The organism is Paraburkholderia kirstenboschensis (genome assembly GCF_032806925.1).
In the GTDB taxonomy this organism is placed as follows: Bacteria; Pseudomonadota; Gammaproteobacteria; order Burkholderiales; family Burkholderiaceae; genus Paraburkholderia; species Paraburkholderia kirstenboschensis.
The window spans coordinates 2,799,185-2,821,120 of the sequence record NZ_CP136513.1 but is presented as its reverse complement, the minus strand read 5'-3'; the positions used below and the strand labels follow the sequence as shown (position 1 = coordinate 2,821,120).

Below are 21,936 nucleotides of genomic sequence, written 5' to 3'. Positions count from 1 at the left end.
GGCGACCAACGTCACGCACGCCGCGCGCTTTGCTGATGCCCGCTCTGTCACGCAGCGGAAAAGCGCGCGGTTTCGCAGGAAAGTCCAACCATGATTGTCTCGATTCCCGACGTATTCAGCCCCGCCGACGCCGCCGCAATGCGCGCGCATCTCGAAGCGTCGACGGACGCGTGGGTGGACGGCCGCGCGACGGCCGGCTATCAGGGCGCGCCAGTCAAGCGTAACCAGCAGATCGCGGAAGGTTCGCCGATTGCGCTGGAATTGGGCGACCGGATCATCGCGGCGCTCGAGCGGCATCCGCTCTTTATCAGCGCGGTGCTGCCCAACAAGGTTTATCCGCCGCTGTTCAACCGCTATGAAGGCGGCATGCATTTCGGCAGCCATGTGGACGGCGCCATTCGTCTCGTGCCCGGCAGCGGCGCGCGCGTGCGCACGGACGTATCGGTCACACTCTTCCTCACGCCTCCCGACGAATACGACGGCGGCGAACTGCTGATAGAAGATACCTTCGGCGTACAGGAAGTGAAGCTGCCCGCCGGCCATGCAATCGTTTACCCCGGCACCAGTCTGCACCAGGTGCGACCCGTAACGCGCGGTGCGCGCGTGTCGAGTTTCTTCTGGGTGCAAAGCCTCGTGCGCGACGATACACAGCGTGCGATGCTGTTCGACATGGACGGCGCAATCCAGCGTCTGAATGCGTCGAACGCGGACGATGCCGCGCGTCGCACGCTCGTCGGCTGCTATCACAACCTGCTGCGCATGTGGAGCGAGACGTAGGTCCGTACTGAACGGCGGATTTGCCCTGCAAGCTGACTAGAGCAATGCGCATTTTTGTCCTACGCTTTAAGCGCGACGCGTAGCGCATCGGTATTTTCGGCTTCACAGCATCCAGCGAAAAGTTCTGCATTCGCTGCGTTCGCATGGTCCTCCCGCGCAAATACAGTCCAACCGGCAGGAGGCTGATCGTGAGTCAAGCAATCGCCTGATCGAACGGTCAGGCAGCCCGGGGACCGCCTCTTCGACAAGCGGCGTCAGTGCCCGGCGCACTCTCATGGAGGATGACGATGTCTATTCGACTTGGAGAAGAAGCCCCCGATTTCACTGCCGAAACCACCGAAGGCGCGATTCATTTCCACGAATGGATCGGCGACCATTGGGTGATTCTATTTTCGCATCCGAAAGATTTCACGCCTGTATGCACCACTGAGCTTGGCTATATGGCCGGGCTCAAGCCGGAATTCGACAAGCGCAATACGAAGATCATCGGCCTGAGCGTCGACCCCGTCAGCGATCACCAGAACTGGGTGAAGGATATCGAAGAGACGCAGGGCCACGCGGTCAACTACCCGCTCATCGGCGATGCGGACCTGAATGTGGCGAAGCTCTACGACATGATCCATCCGAACGCGAGCGGCGGCACGCGCACCGCGGCCGACAACGCAACGGTACGCTCGGTGTTCATCATCGGGCCGGACAAGAAGGTCAAGGCGATGCTGGTGTATCCAATGAGCGCAGGGCGCAACTTCGACGAAGTACTGCGTCTGCTCGATTCGCTGCAGCTAAACGCAAAGCATACGGTGGCGACGCCCGTGAACTGGAAGCCCGGTGACGATGTCATCATTCCGACATCCGTTTCGAACGATGACGCGATGAAGAAATACCCCGAAGGATTCAAGACCGTGAAGCCTTATCTGCGGTTCGTCACACAGCCGCAGTAATTTTGCGGTGCAGTGAACCGGGCGCATTGCATGCGCCCGGTTTTTTCGACGATGCGGGCCACGGAGCAAAATCGTGTTGATCTTCCGGCAGCTATTCGACCAGCAATCGTCGACGTACACCTATCTTCTCGCCGATAGCGCAACGCAGGAGGCGATTCTCATCGATCCGGTTTTCGAGCAGGTGCGCCGCGATACCGCGCTCATCGAGGAACTCGGGCTGCGCCTGCTATATACGATCGACACGCACGTGCACGCCGATCATGTAACCGGTGCGTGGATGCTCAAACGCCGCACAGGTAGCCAGATTGCGATATCGGCTGCGAGCGGCGCCCAAGGCGCCGACCGCTATCTGAGCCACGGAGAGCACTGCGCGTTCGGCTCACGCCACCTCGAAGTTCGCGCGACGCCCGGCCACACAGACGGCTGCATCAGCCTCGCCCTCGACGACGGCAGCATGATGTTCACCGGCGATTGCCTGCTGATAAGAGGCACGGGCCGCACCGATTTCCAGCACGGCGACGCGCGCGCGATGTTCCGCGCAGTCCAGAACCAGATATTCAGTCAGCCGGAAACATGCCTGCTTTACCCGGCCCACGACTATCGCGGCTTAACTGTCACGAGTGTCGGCGAAGAGCGGCGTTTCAATCCGCGCCTGGGCGGTGAGCTATGCGAAGACGATTTTGTCGGATACGTGACGAACCTGCGTCTGCCGCATCCGAAGCAGATCGACATCGCGGTGCCGGCGAACCTCAAGTGCGGCGTCGCCGCGAGCGACCCGACGCAGGCTGCCGAACCGGATTGGGCGCCGCTCGCGTACACCTTTGCAGGCATCTGGGAAATCAGCCCGCAATGGCTCGAGGACAATCTGCGCGCTGTGCAAATCGTCGACGTGCGCGAGCCGGATGAATTCAATGGACCACTTGGCCGCATTCCCGCGGCCCGGCTTATTTCACTCGGCGATCTGGCCGCACGTGCGACTGAGCTCGGGAAAGAGCGCCCGATCGTCGCGGTGTGCCGCGCGGGCGGCCGTTCGGCGCAAGCCACGGTGATACTGCGGCAAGCGGGATTCAACGACGTTGCGAATCTCGCGGGCGGCATGCTGCGTTGGCGCGCGGAAGGCCGCGTTGTCGAAAACGCCGGGATGTAGACGGCAGAAAGATCGCCGGCGCACAGCACGGCTTCGCCGCGAGCCTGTGTCACGTCAGCGGCACGACCGTCGGCTGCACATTGTTGCTTCTGCTGATCGGCCTGGGTCTGCATGAACTGCTAGTGCATTTCCCCCAATCTCATCAGCATCGTCAAATGGGCCGGGCTCGCGTTTCACGCGTGAACATCGTCCGGATTCATCAGGACAACTGCACGCGCGCCGGTCCATTTGCGCGCGTGGGGATTCACGTAAAACTGCGTCCACCTGTGACCGCGCCGATTGAGAACGTTTCCCGTGAGCCGAAAGCGTTACTTCGCCGAAATGTCGATATTGCCCAGGTACTTCGCCGCGAGCGTTTTCACGGTGCCGTCGGCCTGCACCTTTGCAATCGCTGCGTTCAGCCGCTCGCGCAGCGCCGTGTCGCCTTTGCGGATGCCGTATGCGATACCGCTGCCCAGAATCTTGTCGTCACGCACAGGCTGTCCGACGAACGCGTAGTCCTTGCCATTGGGCTTCGAAAGAAAACCGGTTTGTCCCGCCGGCGCCAGCACGAGCGTTGCGTCGAGACGCCCCGCGACGAGGTCCGTGTACACCTGGTTCTGATCCTGATACGGCACGACGGTGACGCCAGCCGGTTCCCAATGCGTCTTCGCGAACGTCTCCTGAATCGACGCCTGCAATACCCCCACCCGTTTGCCTTTCAACAATTCGGGCGTCGGCAGCAGTCCGCTGTCGCGCTTTGCGATCAGTTGCGTCGGCACGCGATAGACAACCGTGGTGAAGTCGATCGTCTGGCGGCGCTGTTCCGTTGCGTTCATGGCCGAATTGATCGCGTCGAATTTGCGGCCTTGCAGCGCAGGTATCAAACCGTCGAACGACGTCTCGACCCACTTGCACGTCATATGCGCGGCGACGCACACAGCATTGCCGACGTCGATGTCGAGACCTTGCAATTCGCCGTTAGGACCCTTGGATTCGAACGGCGGATACTGCGCTTCGAGCCCGAAACGCAGCGTCGATGTATCGGCGGCAACGGCAGCAGACGAGGCCGCCACCGATGCGAATGCGCAGGCCAGCGCCAATAGAGGCTTGAGCAATTTCATAGCAGGTCCCTTCTCTTCGGTTTCGTTGTAGTGCGAGCACGCATAGTGTGGATGTGAAACCGCGCGACGATCATACTGCGTTCAAAATACACCGCCGTCGCGCCGACGTGCAGTCAATTATCAGATCTCGCATAAACGGCGCGCGCCTTCAATCAGCGTTGCGTCGTCCTTCGAAAAACTCAGGCGAATCAGGCCCGAATCGGTGCCGTCGCTGTAAAACGCGGACAGCGGAATCGTCGCGACGCGCGCATCGCGAATCAGGCGTAACACGAAATCGCTATCGCTCTCGTCGGAAAATCCACGAAAACGCGCAAGCATAAAGAAGCTGCCCTCGCTCGGCAACAGTTCGAAGCGCGATTCGGAAAGCGCATGCGCGAGCAGATCGCGCTTTTGCTGATAGAACGCGGACAGGCCGAGGTAACTTTCGCGATTGGACAATGCGTCGACGAACGCGTACTGCATCGGTGTATCGGCGGAAAACACCATGAACTGATGCACTTTGCGGATCTCGTTCATCAGCTCAGCGGGGGCGAGGCAATAGCCGACGCGCCAGCCGGTGACGTGATACGACTTGCCAAACGACGACACGATGACGCTGCGTTCCGCCAGTTCGCTATGGCACGCCATGCTCTGATGTTTCGCGCCGTCGAACACCACGTGTTCGTAGACCTCGTCGGCGAGAATCACAATGTCCGTGTTGCGCGTAATCGCTTTCAATCGCGCGACGTCGGCCTCGCTGAATACGGTCGCAGTCGGATTGTGCGGCGTGTTGATGATGATCATGCGAGTGTTCGGCGTGATCGCGGCGGCGACCTCGTCCCAGTTCACACGAAAATCGCTCAGCGACAACTTGATCGGCACGGGCGTCGCGCCTTGCAGCCGAACGATCGGCCCATAGCTGTCGAACGAAGGCTCGAAGTAAATCACTTCGTCGCCTGGGTGCACCAGCGCACTGATCGTCGAATAAAGGCCTTCGCTCGCGCTCGCGATCACCGTTACTTCGCTCGCCGGGTCGTAGCGCACGCCGTAGAGGGTTTGCACTTTGTCGGCGAGCGCTTCGCGCAGCGCCGCGATGCCGGCCATCGGCGCGTACTGGTTATGGCCGGCGCGCATAGCCTGCGCGACGCCGTCGACCAGCTTCGCGTCCGGCGCGAAGTTCGGCGCGCCTTGCGACAGGTTCAGCGCATCGTGTTGTGCGGCCAGTTGACCGATCACTGTGAAGATTGTCGTGCCAACGTCAGGCAATTTCGAGCGGGCTTGCGTAGCGCTCTGCATAAGGCTTCTCCCTATCTCCATCCGGCGGCGGATTGGCGGCCGCGGATCGCGCGGCCGTACATTCCGGTCGAGTGCCGGTTGAGTGATTAGGCATCAGCCAAAGAACCGTCACAATCGAAACTTTGTCATGGGCGGCATGCATTTATGTCATGACCCGCAAGACCGCGCCCGCCCTTGGAAGCGGCCGCAGGTGGAATTCAACGGGAGAAAGAAGCACCCACGGCTGAAGATGAAAATCTTCGAGGTATGACCGGAGGTGATGCGACTGCGGGCGCAGCGTAAGCGGAATAGGCGGGCCGCGCGACGCAGGGCCGAGCCGATGCGCCGCAGCAATGGTCGCGGCGGGAGCGGTCGGCATACCTATGCGGACGCGCCGCCCTCGCCACTTTGCCGCTGAATCAGGCGTCGTCCATCAAGCGGACCTTGACCTTCTTGCCCTTCACCTTGCCCGCGCTCAGCTTGCGCACCGCGTCTCGCGCAACGCTGCGTTCGATCGCCACATATGTCGACATCTCGGTCACGTTGATCTTGCCTATCTGGGAGCCGGCGAAACCCGCCTCGCCAGTCAGCGCGCCGAGCACGTCGCCGGGACGGATTTTCTCCTTGCGGCCGCCGAGAATCTGCAGCGTTTCCATCGGCGGCAATAGCGGCTCATTGCTGGCCGCCGTCAGTTCGGAGAGCTTGTGCCATTCGACTTCGCGCTTTTGCGCCTGCTCCAGACTGCCGACGCGCCCCATCTCGTTCATGCTCGCGAGGCTCAACGCCCAGCCCTCCTGATCGGCACGCCCCGTGCGGCCAATACGATGCACATGCACCTCCGGATCGGGCGTTACGTCGACGTTGATCACTGCTTCCAGTTGCGCGATGTCGAGGCCACGCGCCGCGACGTCGGTCGCGACCAGCACCGAGCAGCTGCGGTTTGCAAACTGGATCAGCACCTGATCGCGTTCGCGTTGATCGAGTTCGCCATGCAGCGCGAGCGCATGAAAACCCTGGGCGCGCAAAACGTCCAGCAGATCGCGGCATTGCTGCTTGGTATTGCAGAAAGCCAGCGTGCTCACCGGGCGATAGTGGTTCAACAACAGGCCGACGGCATGCAGACGTTCGTCCTCGGTCACTTCATAGAAGCGTTGGCGGATCTTCGTATTGTCGTGCCGTTCGGCAAGCTTCACTTCCTTCGGATTCCGTAGGAATTGCTGACTGAGCTTGACGATACCTTCAGGGTAGGTGGCCGAGAAAAGCAGCGTCTGCCGCTCCTTCGGACATTGCTTGACGACCGTCGCGATGTCGTCGAAGAAACCCATGTCGAGCATGCGGTCGGCTTCGTCCAGCACGAGCGTGTTCAGCGACTGCAGAGGCAGGCTGCCGCGCTCGAGGTGATCCATGATGCGGCCCGGCGTGCCGACGACGATATGCGCGCCGTGTTCGAGGCTCGCGGTTTGCGGACGCATCGGCGTGCCGCCGCACAAGGTCAGCACCTTGATGTTTTCTTCCGCGCGCGCGAGACGGCGGATCTCCTGCGTGACCTGATCGGCGAGTTCGCGCGTCGGACATAGCACCATGGCCTGCACGGCGAAGTTGCGCACGTCGAGACGCGCGAGCAGCGCCAGCGAAAACGCCGCGGTCTTGCCGCTGCCGGTTTTCGCCTGCGCGATCAGATCGTGGCCGGCGAGCGCGATGGGCAAGCTCGCAGCCTGGATGGGCGTCATCTCGACATAGCCGAGTTGCGTAAGATTCGCGAGCGCGGCGGACGGCAGCGGCAACTGACTAAACGGAGCGCCGGCGGTGGTGTGACTGTTCATAAGATGATGACTCGTTGTCGGCTGAAGGCGAGAGACTATTCGGCCACGGGGCCGGGAAAGGGGCGGCCTTCCATCTGCTCGTACAGCACCGAGCCGTCGTCCCCTTCAAAACGCTCGACATAGTTGCGCGCGCCGCACATCGGGCAACGGAATAGCAGACCCTGTCCCTCGTTCTTGATGACGACGTCTGACTGCTCCCACTGTGCGCCGCAGGACTGATTTCTACATGTGAACACGTTGCTTCTCCAACTGGATTCGATTATTGATTCGACTGGACGCATCAACCGAGATGCGTATGCCGCGCACGCGGCGCGCTCACGTCCATTTCGCTGAGACCCTGCACGATGCCGCAGTCTTCGACGGCCTGTTCGCCGTGGCATTGCTCACGCAGCGTGCGCAGTTGCGCCTTGAGTTGCTGCAGTTCGTCGATGCGCGTATCGACGTGCGCAATATGCGCGTCGATCAGGTCATTGATGCCGCCGCAGCCGTTAGCCGGCGCGTCGGTGAGACGCAGCAGCGCGCGGATTTCGTCGTGGGTCATGTCGAGCGCGCGGCAATTGCGAATGAAGCGCAGCCGCTCCACGTGCTTCGCGGTATAGCTGCGGTAATTGGCCTCGGTGCGCTCCGCTTCGGGCAACAGCCCTTCTTTCTCGTAGAAACGGATGGTTTCGGTCGTGCAATGGGCGATCTTCGCCAATTCGCCGATTTTCATGGACCCTCCCGATACCGGCCTTGACCTTGTAGTGGCTTCAAGGTGTTTACTAGACCACAAATCGAACGAGGAAGCCACCATGCCGCACGCTCACGAGGCAAATGCCGACCGTGCCGAACAGCCCGACGCCTGCGCCCACAAGCATCAAAACCATGCACATGACCATGCGGGTGGAGGCTGTTGCGGCGCCTCGGCCCATGCCCCCGCGCAATTGGAAGCACAGTTGCTGCCGTCCGAAGCCCTTGGCGGCGATGTGCGCACCGCGATCCGCATCATGCAAATGGATTGTCCGACCGAAGAAGCGCTGATCCGCAAGAAATTCAGCCGCATGCCGGACGTGCGCGGCATGGAGTTCAATCTCATGCAGCGCGTGCTGACCGTCGTGCACGCGCCCGGCGCGCTCGACTCCATTCTCGCCGCGCTTCGTTCGCTCGACTTCACGCCAGAAATCGCGCGTCCGGATTCACAGTCCTCGCAACAGGCCGCCAAACCGCCCACTCAACCGGTCGCGCCTCGTCAGCCGAGGCCTTGGTGGCCGCTTGCTTTCGCGGGCGTCGCGGCGGCAGCTTCAGAGGCTGCAGGCTGGCTCGGCGCGCCCGTCTGGATGGCAGCGGGCCTCGCCATCATCGCGATCGCTTCCTGCGGCCTGACAACGTACCGCAAGGGCTGGCTCGCCATTCGGCACGGGAATCTGAACATCAACGCGCTGATGAGTATTGCGGTGACCGGCGCGTTGATCCTGCGTCAATGGCCCGAAGCGGCGATGGTGATGGTGCTCTTCACCATCGCCGAACTCATCGAAGCAAAGTCGCTCGACCGCGCCCGCAATGCAATCCAGGGGCTGATGCAACTCACGCCCGAACAGGCGAGCGTGCAGCAACCCGACGGCACGTGGCGGCTCACCGAGCTCAACGCGATCGCGCTCGGCGCGCTGGTTCGCGTGAGGCCAGGCGAGCGGATCGCGCTCGACGGAGAGCTCGTCGCAGGGCGTTCGAGCGTGGATCAGGCGCCCATCACGGGAGAAAGTCTGCCGGTCGACAAGACCGTCGGCGATGCCGTGTTCGCGGGCACCGTCAACCAGACCGGCTCGTTCGACTACCGCGTGACGGCGGTGGCCAGCAACACGACCCTTGCGCGCATCATTCACGCCGTCGAGGAAGCACAAGGCACCAAAGCGCCCACACAACGTTTCGTCGATCAGTTCGCGCGCGTCTACACGCCGTTCGTGTTCGCCGTTGCGCTCGCGGTGGCGCTCGTGCCGCCGCTCTTCTTCGGCGGGATGTGGCAAGCGTGGATCTACAAGGCGCTGGTGATGCTGGTGATCGCCTGTCCGTGCGCGCTCGTGATTTCGACGCCGGTGACTATCGTCAGCGGTCTAGCCGCAGCCGCGCGCAAGGGCATTCTCATCAAGGGCGGCGCTTTCCTGGAACAAGGCCGCAAGCTGAGCCGCCTGGCGTTCGATAAAACCGGCACGATCACGCACGGCAAACCGGTGCAAACCGAATTCGTGATGCTCGCCGATGCCGATGCCGCGCGTTGCCGCACGCTTGCCGCGAGTCTTGCGGCGCGCTCGGATCATCCTGTGTCGATGGCAATTGCGGCGGCAGCAAAGAACGACGATGTGGGCAACGTCACTGTCGATTCGTTCGAAGCGTTCGCGGGACGCGGCGTGCGCGGCGAGATAAACGGCTTGACGTACTGGCTGGGCAATCATCGGCTCGCTGAAGAACTCGGGCGGTGCTCGCCTTCACTCGAAGCGCGGCTCGACGCACTCGAACGGCAAGGTAAGACAGTGGTGCTGTTAAGCGACGCCCGGCGCGTCCTCGCGCTGTTCGCCGTCGCGGATACGGTGAAGGAGACGAGTTCCACCGCTATCGCCGAATTACACCGCGTGGGCGTCGCCACGGCCATGCTCACCGGCGACAATCCGCATACGGCTGCCGCAATCGCACAGCAAGTGGGTATCGACGAAGCGCGCGGCAATCAGTTGCCGCAAGACAAGCTGGACGCCATCGCGCAGTGGTCGGCCGAGGGCGCGAAGATAGGCATGGTGGGCGACGGCATCAACGACGCGCCCGCGCTTGCACGCGCCGACATTGGCTTTGCGATGGGCGCGATGGGAACCGGCACTGCCATTGAAACCGCCGACGTCGCGTTGATGGACGACGACTTGCGCAAGATCCCGCTCTTCATCCGCCTCTCGAACGCGACGCATGCCGTGCTGGTGCAAAACATCGCGCTCGCGCTCGGCATCAAGAGCGTGTTCCTGGTGTTGACCGTGATGGGTCTCGGCACCATGTGGATGGCTGTCTTCGCCGATGTTGGCGCGAGCTTGCTGGTAGTGGCCAACGGCTTGCGCTTGCTGCGCAAATAGAAAGCGCAACGCGTCACGCAGTGAGGCAACTAGTGCGCCGATGAACGGCTGCTCACGACGGATTTGACGCCAGTCGCGGCCTTCAAAGTATCCGAGGGCCGCATGCCGAAGAGCTTGCGATAGTCGGTTGCAAACTGGCTCATATGCCAGAAGCCCCAAGCGGCCGCCACGTCCTGCACCGAGCGGGAGTCGCGCGATGCATTGCACAGATCGCGGCGCGCGCCGTTCAGGCGGATCGCCCGCACATACGTTGCCGGCGCCATGCCGAGCACATCCTGAAAGCAGTATTGCAGCGTGCGCCGGCTCACGTGCAGACGCTCGCAAAGCTCCTGCACACCGACCGCGCGATCGCGATTGGCGAGCACATAGTCGCGCGCTTCAGAGACAATCGACTGACGGCGCGCGCGCGCCGGCATTGCCATCGGTTCAGAAGAACGGGGTAACGCGCCAGCGTCGAACAGCGTCGCCAGCACCGACGCCTGCAAGTTCTCGCGCGCGGCCGACGACAACGGCGCAGCGCTCGCCGCACCGTGCTCCAGAAGCTCACGCAGCAAAGCGCACACACGCTCCTTGCGGGCCATGCCGACCGTCACGACCTCGGTGTCCGGCAATGGCTCCACAAGATTCGCGCGCTCCACTTCCGCTGCGTAGCGACGCAACACCTCTCCTTTCACGACCACGCCGAAAATCTCGTAGCCCGCCGACGTCAGCAGTTCGAACTCGATGCCACCCGGACGAAAGGCAAGCGCGTCGCCGCCGATGACTTGCGCGTCGATGCGACCCGAGCCCGCGCGGCACGTCGGAATGCCGAACCAGTACGCGTCCTTCTGCACTTCGCAGGTTTGCCTCAAGGTGTGGCTCGTCGTTTCGACAAACACCTGCATGTGATCGAGGCACAGCTCCGTCAAGCCGCCGACAAAGCTTCCCGCCGTCAACTGATCGTAGGTCTGGTGCCAGCCGTGAAGATTGCGCGCCTGTTCGTCTGCGTCGTGAGCGACACGGGTCTGCACGCAGAAGCGTGGCTGCGGCGCGAGCGTGGAGCTTGTATAAGCAGCGCTCGCCGCGTTGCTGTTGAGGGTTCCGATCGTCATGGCGAATCCGCGCAATGGAGTATCGAAGAGAAAAAACAAGGCAAGTCCCATGCCGATTGCACGCGCCTGCTTACCGCACTGATTGCCTCCGCACGTGCCGCGCCGCTGTTCAATTCGTGAACAGCAACAGCCGCATTGATCCGAAACGACGCGCCACGCCGCCGTCGATTCGAGGTAAAAACACGCGCCACGGTGCGCCGGTGCCTGCCGCGCGTGCATGACTCACCAGCCAGGTGCATTGGCATAGATCTGGCTCTACGGTGACGCGGCCGACTTCAACGGATTGCAACCGAGCGCAACATCGCGCCGGCTATTGCCCATTCAGACATGTGAGGAGCACACAGATGAATCACGCGGAGATGCAGTTTCTGACGACCGAATTCCCCTTCAAGAAGCAATATGCGAACTTTATCGGCGGCGAATGGGTGAAGCCCGCGGGGGGCGAGTACTTCGACAACGTATCGCCGATCACAGGCGAGCCGTTCACCTCGATCCCACGTTCGCGTGAAGCGGATGTCGAACTCGCGCTCGACGCCGCTCACCGTGCTAAAGCAGCGTGGGGCAAAACCTCGACGACCGATCGCGCGAACGTCTTGAACCGTATTGCCGACCGCATGGAAGCGAACCTGCAGCGTCTCGCGGTTGCTGAAACGATCGACAACGGCAAGCCTCTGCGCGAAACGATGGCCGCCGATATTCCGCTTGCCATCGACCATTTCCGCTATTTCGCCGGCGCGGTGCGCGCTCAGGAAGGCTCGATCTCCGAGATCGACGACGACACCGTTGCATATCATTTCCACGAACCGCTCGGCGTGGTGGGCCAGATCATCCCGTGGAATTTCCCGATCCTGATGGCTGTGTGGAAACTTGCGCCCGCGCTCGCGGCCGGCAACTGTGTCGTGCTTAAGCCGGCGGAGCAGACGCCGGCGTCGATTCTCGTACTCGTGGAGCTGATTCAGGATCTGCTGCCCGCCGGCGTGCTGAATGTGGTGAACGGCTTCGGGCTTGAAGCGGGCAAGCCGCTGGCATCGAGCAAGCGCATCGCGAAGATCGCGTTTACCGGCGAGACCACGACCGGCCGCCTCATCATGCAATACGCGAGTCAGAACATCATTCCTGTCACGCTCGAGCTCGGCGGCAAGAGTCCCAACATCTTTTTCGCCGACGTGATGAGTCAGGACGACAGCTACTTCGACAAGGCACTCGAAGGATTTGCGATGTTTGCGCTGAATCAGGGCGAAGTATGTACGTGCCCGTCGCGTGTGCTAATCGACGAAAAGATCTACGACCGTTTCATGGAACGCGCATTGAAGCGCGTCGCGGCCATCACGCAAGGTCACCCGCTCGACACGAGGACGATGATCGGTGCGCAGGCTTCGCAGGAACAGTTGGAGAAGATCCTGTCGTATGTCGACCTTGGCAAGCAGGAGGGCGCCGAGTGTCTGATTGGCGGCGAGCGCAACACGTTGAGCGGTGAGTTGAGCAAAGGCTATTACGTGAAGCCGACCGTGTTTCGCGGCCACAACAAAATGCGCATCTTCCAGGAAGAGATCTTTGGGCCGGTTGTTTCAGTGACCACGTTCAAGACCGAAGACGAAGCGCTCGAGATTGCCAACGATACGCTCTACGGTTTGGGCGCCGGTGTATGGACTCGCGACGGTACGCGCGCTTATCGCTTCGGCCGGCAGATCCAGGCGGGCCGCGTGTGGACCAATTGCTATCACGCTTATCCGGCGCACGCGGCGTTTGGGGGCTACAAGCAGTCGGGCATCGGCCGGGAAAATCACAAGATGATGCTCGACCACTACCAGCAAACCAAGAACCTCCTCGTCAGCTATAGCGAGAAACCGCTCGGTTTCTTCTAAGCGTTAACGGCGTAGTGTTAATTGCAGAGCGAGCCGCATTGTGCGGCTCGCTGTGTTTCAGCGAGGACACGATGGCCGACGTAAAAGAAGTGGCGCGCGTGATTGCGACTCCTGCCGCTACGGAGTTGATCGACACGTTGCGCGCGGAACATGGCGAGGTGCTGTTTCATCAATCCGGCGGATGCTGCGACGGCAGCGCACCAATGCTGTTTCCCCGGAGCGAATTCATGGTCGGCTCGTCCGACGTGAAACTCGGCACCCTGGCAGGCGTGCCGTTTTACATGAGCGATTTGCAGTTCGAGTACTGGCAGCACACGCAGTTGATTATCGACGTGGTGCCGGGCAACGGTGGCATGTTTTCGCTGGAACGGCCAAGCGGTCTGCGTTTTCTGACGCGTTCCCGCTTGTTCGACGACGACGAGAATGCGTGGCTCAAAGCGCACCCGGTTCAGCGGGCCGATGCGTGAGTTAGCCTGGATTTGAGTTCGGCGTTGCGCTTGCATCTGGCTCTGCGCTGATGGCAGGCGCTGCCGGCGTGGCAGGCAGCGATGTGTCGCTATCGTCTTTCAGGCCCACGCCGGTCAGACCGAGGCGCCGTGCGTGGGTAAGCAGATAATGCAGTTTGTGCGCCGCTAACGGATAGTCGAGTCCTTCAGGGCGCACGTTTGAAATGCAATTGCGTTGTGCGTCGCTGCAGCCCACTTTCGGCGCGTAGGTAATGTAGATGCCGAGACTATCAGGCGAGCTGAGACCCGGCCGCTCGCCGATCAGCATCACGACGATCTTCGCATTCAGCAATTCGCCGATCTCGTCGCCGAGTGCAACGCGTGCCTGCCGCGCGACGACGACTGGACCGATCGTCCAATCCACGAGCAGCGGAGTGACGGCGTGCAGCAACGGAATGGCTTGCTTCGACGCGGCAAACGCCGACAAGCCGTCGCCGATCACGAAGGCTACGTCGGGCGATTCGTCGGGTAATTGCGCGAGCGCTGCGCGATTCTCTTCGGATAAGCGCCGTCCAAGGTCGGGACGCCGCAAGTAGTGTTCGCGATCGGGTGCGGCGCTGTGCACATCCAGTGTTCTGAAGTTCTGCGCACGCAGTTGCTCGTGCAATGCGTCGGCATCGAGCGGATGATGCACGGCGTCGCGCGCTTGCGCATGCGAAAGATTGAACGCGAGTAAGGGCGCAGTCGGCAGGCTGTTGCCCGCTCGGCCCAATGCAATGCGCGCGTTGGTGAACTGGCGCAGCGCGTTCCACGGGTTCTTGTCGACAAAGTCGCTCATTCGATACCCATCCAGTCTCGCACGCCTTCCAGCAGCGGCTGTTGTGTCGACGCGCTCAGCAATGCGCCGCGCGCGTCGGCGATCTGCATCGACTCAAGCCATTCTTCAAACTCCGGTGCGCGGCGCAAGCCGAGAACATCGCGCACATAGAGCGCATCGTGGAAAGACGTGCTCTGGTAGTTGAGCATTACATCGTCTGCGCCCGGGATGCCCATGATGAAGTTGATGCCCGCCACGCCGAGCAACGTGAGCAGGTTGTCCATGTCGTCCTGGTCGGCTTCGGCATGATTCGTGTAGCAGATGTCGCAACCCATCGGCACGCCCAGCAGCTTGCCGCAGAAGTGATCTTCGAGACCCGCTCGCGTGATCTGCTTGCCGTCGTACAGATACTCAGGGCCGATAAAACCCACCACGGTATTCACAAGAAACGGATTGAACTTACGCGCGACCGCATAGGCGCGCACTTCGCAAGTCTGTTGATCGACGCCGAAATGCGCGTCCGCCGACAACGCACTGCCCTGCCCCGTTTCGAAATACATCAGATTGTTGCCGACAGTACCGCGCTTGAGCGATAGCCCGGCTTCATATGCTTCCTGCAGCAGCGAGAGAGAGATTCCGAAACCAGCGTTCGCTTTCTCCGTGCCTGCAATCGACTGAAACACGAGGTCCACCGGCGCCCGTTTTTCGATTGCGGCGATCGTGTTGGTGACGTGCGTCAGCACGCACGATTGTGTCGGCACCTGATAGCGCTGCCGGAATTCATCGACCATCAGCAGCAGTCTGGTGATTGCGGCAAGATTGTCGCTGGCCGGATTGATGCCGATCATCGCGTCACCACAGCCATACATGAGGCCGTCGAGCATCGAGGCCGCAATGCCCTTGACGTCATCCGTTGGATGATTTGGTTGCAAACGCACCGACATGTGCCCCGGCAAACCGACCGTATTGCGAAAGCGCGTGATCACCGGACGCTTGCGCGCCGCTGCGATCAGATCCTGATTGCGCATGAGCTTTGATACAGCCGCGACCATTTCGGGCGTAAGGCCGGCGGCGATGCGCGTGAGCGCATCGGCGTCCGTCGTCGTGCTCAAGAGCCAGTTCCGAAAGTCGCCCACCGTCAGATGCGAAATCTCGGCGAACGATTGCGGCGAATGATCGTCGATGACGAGGCGCGTGACTTCGTCGCTTTCATACGGAATCAGCGCTTCGTTGAGGAACGTGCGTAGCGGCACCTGGGCGAGGGCCATCTTCGCGGCCACGCGCTCCTCTTCGCTCGCCGCCGCGACGCCTGCGAGTTGATCGCCCGAGCGTTGCGGGCTCGCCTTCGCCATGAGTGTCTTCAGATCGGCAAAGCGATAGGTGCGGCTGCCGATTGTCTCCGTATAGCTCATTTTTGCGACTCCAGCGCCGCTGCTCGGGCAGCGGCTTCGTCCGTCATTCTTCGAGCAACGCGTCCGCCGGCGCGGCCTCGCGTTGATGGCGCGTCAACAGAAAATAGACGTAGCCTAGCGCGAGGAAGATTGCGAACACCACTGCCACCAGAAAGTTGAAGTACACCATGGTCGCCAGACAGATCACCGCGGCCACCAGCGCGAACGCGGGGAACAGCGGAAACAGCGGCGCGCGGAACGGACGCTCCATGTTCGGCTCCGTGCGGCGCAGCTTGAAAAGCGACAACATACTGATGATATACATCACGATAGCGCCAAACACGGACATCGTCACGATGTTCGCAGTGAGTGTCTGGCCGCCGAACTGGATCAGCTCGTCACTGTAGATCGCTGCGATGCCGATCACGCCGCCAGCCAGAATCGCGCGATGCGGCGTCTTGAAGCGCGGATGCACTTTGGAGAGCCACTCCGGCAGATACCCCGCGCGTGCCAGCGCGAAAATCTGCCGCGAATAGCCGAGGATGATGCCGTGAAACGACGCGACGAGACCGAACAGGCCGAGCCACACGAGCATATGCATCCAGCCGCTATGTTCGCCGACGATGAGCTTCATCGCTTGAGGCAACGGATCGTTGATGTTCGATAGCTTGGTCCAGTCGCCGGCCGCGCCTGCGAACACCATCACGCCGATGGCCAGCACGACGAGCGTCAGGATGCCGGCCACATAGGCAATCGGGATCGAGCGCTTCGGGTTTTTCGCTTCTTCCGCCGCCATTGCAACGCCTTCGATTGCGAGGAAGAACCAGATCGCGAACGGGATGGCCGCGAACATGCCGTTGAACGAACCCATGCTGAAGGTATCCGCGCCGGCCCAGCCGCCTTTCGTGAAGCTAGACCACTGGAAGCCCGGCGATACGACGCCCATGAAGACAAGCAGTTCGAAAATCGCGAGCAGCGTCACGCACAACTCGAACGCCGCCGCGATCTGCACGCCGACGATATTCAACGCCATGAACACGAGATACGCGCCCATCGCCGCGTGTTTCGGCTCGAGGCCTGGAAACTGCACATGCAGATAAGCGCCGATTGCGAGCGCAATGGCCGGTGGCGCGAACACGAATTCGACGAGCGTCGCCGCGCCGGCCAGATAGCCGCCAGTCGGACCGAACGCGTGACGCGCGTAGGCGAACGGGCCGCCCGCGTGTGGAATCGACGTGGTGAGTTCGGTGAAGCTGAAGATGAAGGTCGTGTACATCGCGGCAATAAAAATCGCCGTGATGACGAAGCCGAGCGTACCCGCGCTCGCCCATCCATAGCTCCAGCCAAAATATTCGCCGGAGATCACGAGTCCAACCGCGATTCCCCATAGCTGCCACGTGCCGAGCGTCTGCTTCAACTCGTGATGCGTGACTTTACCGACGTGCTGACCGTTGGATTCTGATTTCATCGGGCGCTCCATGAGTTTGCCGCTTGCTCGATGCCGCAAGGCTTTGCGGTGGATGGGCGGACAGGCTTTCGCCGATGGTAGTGAGCCATTATTCGAGGTGTTATCGAAATTCGGCAAAGTTGGGGGTGTGCGAGGGGCCTGATTGGGAGGGGGCGGTGGCGGGTTGAGCGTTTTGCTGGCGGCCTCTGCGCGCTCCTTATGGTTTTTATAATCTTTGTATGTGTATACGTAGTAATAGTCAACAAGCAGTGTTGTCGCTTGTGGATAAGTGCGAAGCTGTGTTCCGAATCACGGAGTTACAGGGGTGATAACCTGGGGCGGTAACTGTGGACAGTGTGTGTGGACTAGGGACAAGTTTTGGTGCGGCTCCTTGCGAGGTGTGTTTATTAAGGTTTGTCCCACAACGTGTGAACGGGCTTTTGCAACGGTTGTACAGAGGGCGGTGTGGATAAGTCGTGTGATCCACATTGCATCGATGCGTTGAGATTGGGGGAAATTGGCGCGTTACGCGGTCAGTGTGCACAGACGGGCGCGTGGATGGCGCCATACATGAACAACAGCATAGGACGTTTGCACCGTATCCGTCAGCGGAACCCGTGTTGACGGTGTCGCGCGGTTAGATGTCGACGATCTTCCGCAACAGAGCGTAAGAGACCCGCCAATGGCCTTCCGAATCATTAACAGCGATGGACGCGGTTTTTGCGTTGAGGCGGACGATGATGCCGACCCGCTCACTCAGATGTTTGTCGGTGAAGCCGACGGTGTCGCCAATGAAGAATTCCTCTCGCTGAGCTCGCGGTGGCGGCGACGGAGGCGCGTGAGTTGGGCCGCTCGCAGTGTCAGGGATAACCGCCGCGTAGAGCAGCGACCAACGCTGACGGTTCTGGTTGTCCTGGATCACCGCCTGGGTTTGCCTCAGCTCCACCACCGTCCCGTGCGAAGGTGGTGCGAGCGGATCGCCCCCGATATAACTGACCTCCATTCCCAGATGCAAGCGTTGACGTACCTCGAGAATGCGTCGCGGGTCGTCCAGCATTTTGCCGATGGCGAGATAGAGGCGATACAACTCGGCGCTGGGCGCCTGCCGAAGCGAGTCGAGAATGTCCATGAATGTGTAGGCGTTTAACGGGCGAGCGGCAACAGTTCGTGCACGCGGTTGACAGGATACGACGGCAACTTCTGAAGTGTGTCCTTGAGCCATGCATAGGGCTCGAAGGCGTTCAGCCGAGCCGTGCCGAGTAGCGAGTACATCGTGGCGGCGGCCCTGGCGCCACGCGGCGAGCCCGCGAATGTCCAATTGGCTCTCCCCAGGGCGATAGGGCGAATTTGACGCTCTTATCCACGTGACGGAATTATGCAAAGTCCTACTTTGTGCGCCTTTGCCGTCAGTCGCGCGTCCGACTGCCGAGGGGGCCGAACGTCTCGTCGGAGGGGTTCGGAAACGCGATAAGTTCATGCTAAGCGGCCAATGAGGTTGATCCACGAAGCAAGCATAAATCATAGTCCGTCAAGAAAGGCGAGAATGTCTTTCGGCGGACGGAACCGGCGCTGTTTGAACTGCGGCGCCTGAATGGCGTTCAGTGCCCGCTGTTTCATGGCGAGATCGGCTTCGATGTACATATGGGTGGTGGCGGCACTTTCATGGCCAAGCCACAAGGCAATCAACGTGACGTCTACACCAGCCTGAAGCATATGCATGGCCGTGGCGTGTCTAACGATGTGTGGAGTGACGCTTCGCGTCTTGAGTTGCGGACAGCGGATTGAAGCGCCAGCCGCAGCGAGCTTAAGTCGATCTGTTACGCCGGACCGCGTCATCTGACCGCCGGCACGATTAGGAAAGAGCCACTGATTCGGATCTGGATCAATCTGGTGTAGCCAGCGGCGGATTTGCTTCGCCGTACTAGCCCACAGTGGCACGGTTCGCTCCTTGCGTCCCTTGCCGTGCAGGTTTGCACAGGCGCCGCGGTCCAATACGACGTCCCCGACGCGGATAGCTATAAGTTCAGATACCCGTGCACCCGTGTTGTAGAGCATAGCCAGCATAGCTTGGTCGCGCTGACCGCACCAACTGTTTGCAGCAGGAGCTGCAAGGATGCACTGCATTTCGTCTCGACTAAGGAAACCGACCATGGGTCTGTCGAAGCGTTTCATGGGAATGGCCAGCACGCGCTGAAGCCCGGGCAGCGCCGAAGGCTCCTGTAGCGCTGCATAGTGAGCAAAAGACCGAATCGCAGCCAGCCGGGCGTTCCGGCTGCGGATCGCGTTGTGACGTGTAGTCTCCAGATATTTGAGGAAAGCGAGAATCAGCTCTGCATTGAAGTCAGCTAACCGGAGCTTATGCGGTGGCTTGTTCAAGTCATTCTCTGCAAAGCTGAACAGCAATCGAAAGGTATCGCGGTAACTGGCCACAGTGCGAGGACTTACGTTGCGCTGCTCGATCAGACGGTTCATAAAGAACTGCTGAATCAAGGTTGAGAAGCGTACCGCTGGATCGGAGCTAGTCATTTGAAATCTCCCGGGCGTAACGTTCGAAGCGTTGAGAGACCAACGCCATCAGTTCAGGGACGGTGCTGACATACCAATAGGTGTCGGTGACGCGAACATGCCCCACATACGTGGATAACGATGCGATCGCGTTATCGACATTGATCTGGTGCTGATACCAGCGAACCAGGCAATTCGTGATAAACGTATGCCGTAGATCGTGGATACGTGGTGCCGGATAATCGCCTCGGGCAATCCAGCCAAGCTGGCGGCGCAAGATGCAGAAGGTATCCTCTGCATTCCAGATCTTTAGCGCGCGCCCCCACGGAGACAGGAAGAAGTTGCTGTCCGTTGGGAGCGGGAGAAACTGATCGCGTAGTTGAGCGTAACGCTGAAGAGCGGCGGTGGTCGTCGCATGCAAAGGGACGAGACGGGATTTGCGGTATTTGCTCTGACGAACGATCAACACACCGTGCTCAAGCAATACGTCCACGCGCTCAAGTCTCAGCGCTTCCGAAATTCGCATGCCGGTAGCGGCAATCAGGCCAAAGAGCGTTTCGTAAGTCGCTGGCCGTAGCCCACCTGACGGACGCAGGTGTCCAGCTGCAGCCAAGAGCGCCTCGATTTCCTCGTGGCTGTAGATATGAGGCGCCGGTCGGCGATGGGTCGAGCCCAGTAGCTTGTGTGGCGGGACTTCTATGGCGGGTTCGAACTGCTGAAGGTATCTGATGAACGGACGGAGCACTTCAATCCGCTTCGCTGCGGTAATTGGCTTGGCAGAGTCGGAATTCCGGGCGCAGCGTAACGCAAGTTCCAACGTTATAGGGCCCTGATGGCAGCCATTCTCGGCGAACCGGGCAAACGCAAGTAGTTGCGTCCCCTGGCTCTTCAACTTGAAACCAAGTTGACGCCTGGCATAGAGATAATCCTCTACCCGGGTAGTCATCGAACACAAGCGATTCATGATCTGCTCCCGGGCCAAGGGGAGACCACCGCCGCGAGTCTGCGGAAATCGACCTTTGCGTAAATCATCGTGGTGTTGATGCTGCGATGGCGCAACACATCCGCGATGTCCTTGAGAGAAGCACCATTGCCCAGCATGCGACTGGCTGCGGTGTGCCGCAGTAAATGAGCACCCATGGACGAGCTCGGCCAACCGCATCGGGCATAGGCCAGCCGGATCGCGCTGCATAGAACAGCCGGGGTGACCGGCCGGTCGAACGGGGCTCGATGTCGCACGAACAGCGCACGACTAGAGGTCTGGGGTCGACCGAAACGCACGTAATCGAACAACGCGCGCCCGGTCTGTACGGGCAGCGGCAAAAGATCCGTACGCTTGCATTTGGTTGCCCTGATGCGCAACGTTCCCTCATGCCAATCAACGTCAGCGAGTTGCAGTGCGGCCACCTCTCCGACGCGCAACCCTAGATCTACCAGCAAACGCGCCATGGCGTAATCTCGCCGGCCAGACGCCGTCTGTGTGTCGAAAGCACTCAGGAATTGTGCGAGTTGGGCTTGCGTCAGTAATTTGGGCAAGCGAGCCATTGACCATACTGCTACCTTTGGCACAGCGGCGATTAGTCCTTCGATATGGTCGCCACTGAACTGACGGAAACGCAGATACACGCGCAAGCTGCTTGCGATGGTACCGGCGCTCGCCGGGGTGTGGTCCTTACTCCTCTCGACGACGAAATGCAGCACGTCGGCCGGTCTGATTCGACCCATGTCAATGCGGTGACCACCAAATTGATCGACTAGAAAGTCGCACGCGCAGTCGTGGTGGTTGCGGCGAGTGCTCGCGGCAAGACCACGGATCTCGTCAAGATAAACGTCAAGGTGGTTTAACTCGTCGACGATAGTGCCAGGCAACCGAAGCGGCGGTGGTCGGATACAACCGTCCGCGCGAAGCACCTTAAGCAAATGTTTGAGCGCTGCCCGCGTGAAATTTAATGCGCACTTCCTTCGCCCGAGACAGTCGCAGTTTGGCAAGTGCACGAAGATGAATTGACGTACCAGATTCTCATCGATCTGATCGAGCCTGATTCGCTTTCTGGTGAGCCAGCGCGAAAAGTGCGCGACGCTGGCGAGGTAATGTCCGATGGTGTGAAGGGCATAGCCGTGACTTTGAAGGTAGCCGACATACGCCTGACGACTCGCTGCAAGAACACTATCTTCGAGCAGTCGCCACGATCGAACTCCGAGCTGATCCTCTCCCATGGTAGCTCTCCTCTGAGACAATAGAG

Annotated in this window: 20 protein-coding genes and 3 pseudogenes; 7 read left to right on the top strand and 16 right to left on the bottom strand. The window is 60.6% G+C overall.

Features of this window, described 5'->3' with window-relative positions:
- Positions 1 to 90: 90 nt before the first annotated feature.
- The 4 genes and pseudogenes from RW095_RS35345 to RW095_RS35330 all read left to right on the top strand — a co-directional run.
- The gene (locus RW095_RS35345; protein WP_317020402.1) at positions 91 to 777 is read left to right on the top strand and encodes a Fe2+-dependent dioxygenase; all 687 of its coding nucleotides are present in this window, start codon (positions 91 to 93) and stop codon (positions 775 to 777) included.
- Between the two features lie 287 nt (positions 778 to 1,064).
- Positions 1,065 to 1,718, top strand: a complete 654-nt coding sequence (locus tag RW095_RS35340) for a peroxiredoxin (RefSeq protein ID WP_317020401.1) — start codon at positions 1,065 to 1,067, stop codon at positions 1,716 to 1,718.
- Between the two features lie 76 nt (positions 1,719 to 1,794).
- The gene (locus tag RW095_RS35335; protein ID WP_317022787.1) at positions 1,795 to 2,865 is read left to right on the top strand and encodes a rhodanese-like domain-containing protein; all 1,071 of its coding nucleotides are present in this window, start codon (positions 1,795 to 1,797) and stop codon (positions 2,863 to 2,865) included.
- 14 nt (positions 2,866 to 2,879) lie between these two features.
- Positions 2,880 to 3,039: pseudogene (locus RW095_RS35330) on the top strand (LysE family transporter); the annotation flags it as partial.
- Between the two features lie 2 nt (positions 3,040 to 3,041).
- Here RW095_RS35330 and RW095_RS41600 read toward each other — a convergent pair.
- The 6 genes and pseudogenes from RW095_RS41600 to cadR form a co-directional block, all read right to left on the bottom strand.
- A pseudogene (locus RW095_RS41600) lies at positions 3,042 to 3,163 on the bottom strand (AraC family transcriptional regulator); the annotation flags it as partial.
- Between the two features lie 10 nt (positions 3,164 to 3,173).
- A complete protein-coding gene (locus tag RW095_RS35325; RefSeq protein ID WP_317020400.1) occupies positions 3,174 to 3,968 on the bottom strand; it encodes an ABC transporter substrate-binding protein in 795 nt (264 codons plus the stop codon).
- Between the two features lie 120 nt (positions 3,969 to 4,088).
- A complete protein-coding gene (locus RW095_RS35320; protein ID WP_317020399.1) occupies positions 4,089 to 5,243 on the bottom strand; it encodes a pyridoxal phosphate-dependent aminotransferase in 1,155 nt (384 codons plus the stop codon).
- A 398-nt stretch (positions 5,244 to 5,641) separates the two neighbouring features.
- On the bottom strand, positions 5,642 to 7,045 hold the full coding sequence (gene dbpA / locus RW095_RS35315) for an ATP-dependent RNA helicase DbpA (protein WP_317020398.1): 1,404 nt from the start codon (positions 7,043 to 7,045) through the stop codon (positions 5,642 to 5,644).
- A 35-nt stretch (positions 7,046 to 7,080) separates the two neighbouring features.
- Positions 7,081 to 7,281 (bottom strand): hypothetical protein, encoded by a 201-nt coding sequence (locus RW095_RS35310; RefSeq protein WP_128584204.1) that lies wholly within the window; start codon positions 7,279 to 7,281, stop codon positions 7,081 to 7,083.
- A gap of 44 nt (positions 7,282 to 7,325) precedes the next feature.
- The gene (gene cadR, locus RW095_RS35305; protein ID WP_317020397.1) at positions 7,326 to 7,757 is read right to left on the bottom strand and encodes a Cd(II)/Pb(II)-responsive transcriptional regulator; all 432 of its coding nucleotides are present in this window, start codon (positions 7,755 to 7,757) and stop codon (positions 7,326 to 7,328) included.
- On the opposite strand from cadR, the gene RW095_RS35300 reads away from it, so the two are divergent.
- Positions 7,756 to 10,131 carry a heavy metal translocating P-type ATPase gene (locus tag RW095_RS35300; protein ID WP_394365167.1) on the top strand — a complete coding sequence of 792 codons (2,376 nt, stop codon included), beginning with the start codon at positions 7,756 to 7,758 and terminating at the stop codon, positions 10,129 to 10,131. The two genes, cadR and RW095_RS35300, sit on opposite strands and share 2 nt — an antisense overlap.
- Positions 10,132 to 10,160: 29 nt before the next feature.
- Here the strand turns inward: RW095_RS35300 and RW095_RS35295 are convergent, their stop codons facing one another.
- The gene (locus RW095_RS35295; RefSeq protein ID WP_317020395.1) at positions 10,161 to 11,222 is read right to left on the bottom strand and encodes a helix-turn-helix domain-containing protein; all 1,062 of its coding nucleotides are present in this window, start codon (positions 11,220 to 11,222) and stop codon (positions 10,161 to 10,163) included.
- Between the two features lie 344 nt (positions 11,223 to 11,566).
- Between RW095_RS35295 and adh the strand changes: the two genes are divergently transcribed.
- Together adh and RW095_RS35285 are read left to right on the top strand one after the other, a co-directional pair.
- Entirely contained in the window at positions 11,567 to 13,087 is a 1,521-nt protein-coding gene (gene adh / locus RW095_RS35290) for an aldehyde dehydrogenase (RefSeq protein WP_317020394.1), read from the top strand.
- Between the two features lie 71 nt (positions 13,088 to 13,158).
- A complete protein-coding gene (locus RW095_RS35285; RefSeq protein WP_317020393.1) occupies positions 13,159 to 13,554 on the top strand; it encodes a DUF779 domain-containing protein in 396 nt (131 codons plus the stop codon).
- A gap of 1 nt (position 13,555) precedes the next feature.
- On the opposite strand, the gene eutC is transcribed toward RW095_RS35285, so the two are convergent.
- The 9 genes and pseudogenes from eutC to RW095_RS35240 all read right to left on the bottom strand — a co-directional run bounded on the left by eutC (position 13,556) and on the right by RW095_RS35240 (position 21,910).
- The gene (gene eutC / locus RW095_RS35280; protein ID WP_317020392.1) at positions 13,556 to 14,371 is read right to left on the bottom strand and encodes an ethanolamine ammonia-lyase subunit EutC; all 816 of its coding nucleotides are present in this window, start codon (positions 14,369 to 14,371) and stop codon (positions 13,556 to 13,558) included.
- Positions 14,368 to 15,762, bottom strand: a complete 1,395-nt coding sequence (locus tag RW095_RS35275) for an ethanolamine ammonia-lyase subunit EutB (RefSeq protein ID WP_317020391.1) — start codon at positions 15,760 to 15,762, stop codon at positions 14,368 to 14,370. Before RW095_RS35275 ends, eutC begins: the two co-directional genes overlap by 4 nt.
- Positions 15,763 to 15,805: 43 nt before the next feature.
- Entirely contained in the window at positions 15,806 to 17,209 is a 1,404-nt protein-coding gene (gene eat / locus RW095_RS35270; protein ID WP_317020390.1) for an ethanolamine permease, read from the bottom strand.
- 616 nt (positions 17,210 to 17,825) lie between these two features.
- Positions 17,826 to 18,317, bottom strand: a complete 492-nt coding sequence (locus tag RW095_RS35265; RefSeq protein ID WP_317020389.1) for a hypothetical protein — start codon at positions 18,315 to 18,317, stop codon at positions 17,826 to 17,828.
- A 14-nt stretch (positions 18,318 to 18,331) separates the two neighbouring features.
- Positions 18,332 to 18,460 carry a transposase domain-containing protein gene (locus tag RW095_RS35260; RefSeq protein WP_317020388.1) on the bottom strand — a complete coding sequence of 43 codons (129 nt, stop codon included), beginning with the start codon at positions 18,458 to 18,460 and terminating at the stop codon, positions 18,332 to 18,334.
- Between the two features lie 21 nt (positions 18,461 to 18,481).
- A pseudogene (locus RW095_RS35255) lies at positions 18,482 to 18,535 on the bottom strand (hypothetical protein); the annotation flags it as partial.
- 171 nt (positions 18,536 to 18,706) lie between these two features.
- Positions 18,707 to 19,714: a tyrosine-type recombinase/integrase gene (locus RW095_RS35250; RefSeq protein ID WP_317020387.1), complete on the bottom strand. Its 1,008-nt coding sequence runs from the start codon at positions 19,712 to 19,714 to the stop codon at positions 18,707 to 18,709.
- Complete coding sequence (locus tag RW095_RS35245) at positions 19,707 to 20,657, bottom strand: tyrosine-type recombinase/integrase (RefSeq protein ID WP_317020386.1); 951 nt, start codon at positions 20,655 to 20,657, stop codon at positions 19,707 to 19,709. Before RW095_RS35245 ends, RW095_RS35250 begins: the two co-directional genes overlap by 8 nt.
- Complete coding sequence (locus RW095_RS35240; RefSeq protein WP_317020385.1) at positions 20,654 to 21,910, bottom strand: tyrosine-type recombinase/integrase; 1,257 nt, start codon at positions 21,908 to 21,910, stop codon at positions 20,654 to 20,656. The genes RW095_RS35245 and RW095_RS35240 overlap by 4 nt, the downstream gene beginning before the upstream one ends.
- Positions 21,911 to 21,936: the final 26 nt, after the last annotated feature.

Excerpts from the sequence above, each read along its gene's own strand:
- RW095_RS35345 (WP_317020402.1), top strand. The coding sequence starts at position 91 with ATGATTGTCTCGATTCCCGACGTATTCAGCCCCGCCGACGCCGCCGCA.
- RW095_RS35340 (WP_317020401.1), top strand. The coding sequence starts at position 1,065 with ATGTCTATTCGACTTGGAGAAGAAGCCCCCGATTTCACTGCCGAAACC.
- RW095_RS35325 (WP_317020400.1), bottom strand. The coding sequence starts at position 3,968 with ATGAAATTGCTCAAGCCTCTATTGGCGCTGGCCTGCGCATTCGCATCG.
- RW095_RS35320 (WP_317020399.1), bottom strand. The coding sequence starts at position 5,243 with ATGCAGAGCGCTACGCAAGCCCGCTCGAAATTGCCTGACGTTGGCACG.
- dbpA (WP_317020398.1), bottom strand. The coding sequence starts at position 7,045 with ATGAACAGTCACACCACCGCCGGCGCTCCGTTTAGTCAGTTGCCGCTG.
- RW095_RS35300 (WP_394365167.1), top strand. The coding sequence starts at position 7,756 with ATGGACCCTCCCGATACCGGCCTTGACCTTGTAGTGGCTTCAAGGTGT.
- cadR (WP_317020397.1), bottom strand. The coding sequence starts at position 7,757 with ATGAAAATCGGCGAATTGGCGAAGATCGCCCATTGCACGACCGAAACC.
- RW095_RS35295 (WP_317020395.1), bottom strand. The coding sequence starts at position 11,222 with ATGACGATCGGAACCCTCAACAGCAACGCGGCGAGCGCTGCTTATACA.
- adh (WP_317020394.1), top strand. The coding sequence starts at position 11,567 with ATGAATCACGCGGAGATGCAGTTTCTGACGACCGAATTCCCCTTCAAG.
- RW095_RS35285 (WP_317020393.1), top strand. The coding sequence starts at position 13,159 with ATGGCCGACGTAAAAGAAGTGGCGCGCGTGATTGCGACTCCTGCCGCT.
- eutC (WP_317020392.1), bottom strand. The coding sequence starts at position 14,371 with ATGAGCGACTTTGTCGACAAGAACCCGTGGAACGCGCTGCGCCAGTTC.
- RW095_RS35275 (WP_317020391.1), bottom strand. The coding sequence starts at position 15,762 with ATGAGCTATACGGAGACAATCGGCAGCCGCACCTATCGCTTTGCCGAT.
- eat (WP_317020390.1), bottom strand. The coding sequence starts at position 17,209 with ATGAAATCAGAATCCAACGGTCAGCACGTCGGTAAAGTCACGCATCAC.
- RW095_RS35265 (WP_317020389.1), bottom strand. The coding sequence starts at position 18,317 with ATGGACATTCTCGACTCGCTTCGGCAGGCGCCCAGCGCCGAGTTGTAT.
- RW095_RS35260 (WP_317020388.1), bottom strand. The coding sequence starts at position 18,460 with ATGTACTCGCTACTCGGCACGGCTCGGCTGAACGCCTTCGAGCCCTAT.
- RW095_RS35250 (WP_317020387.1), bottom strand. The coding sequence starts at position 19,714 with ATGACTAGCTCCGATCCAGCGGTACGCTTCTCAACCTTGATTCAGCAG.
- RW095_RS35245 (WP_317020386.1), bottom strand. The coding sequence starts at position 20,657 with ATGAATCGCTTGTGTTCGATGACTACCCGGGTAGAGGATTATCTCTAT.
- RW095_RS35240 (WP_317020385.1), bottom strand. The coding sequence starts at position 21,910 with ATGGGAGAGGATCAGCTCGGAGTTCGATCGTGGCGACTGCTCGAAGAT.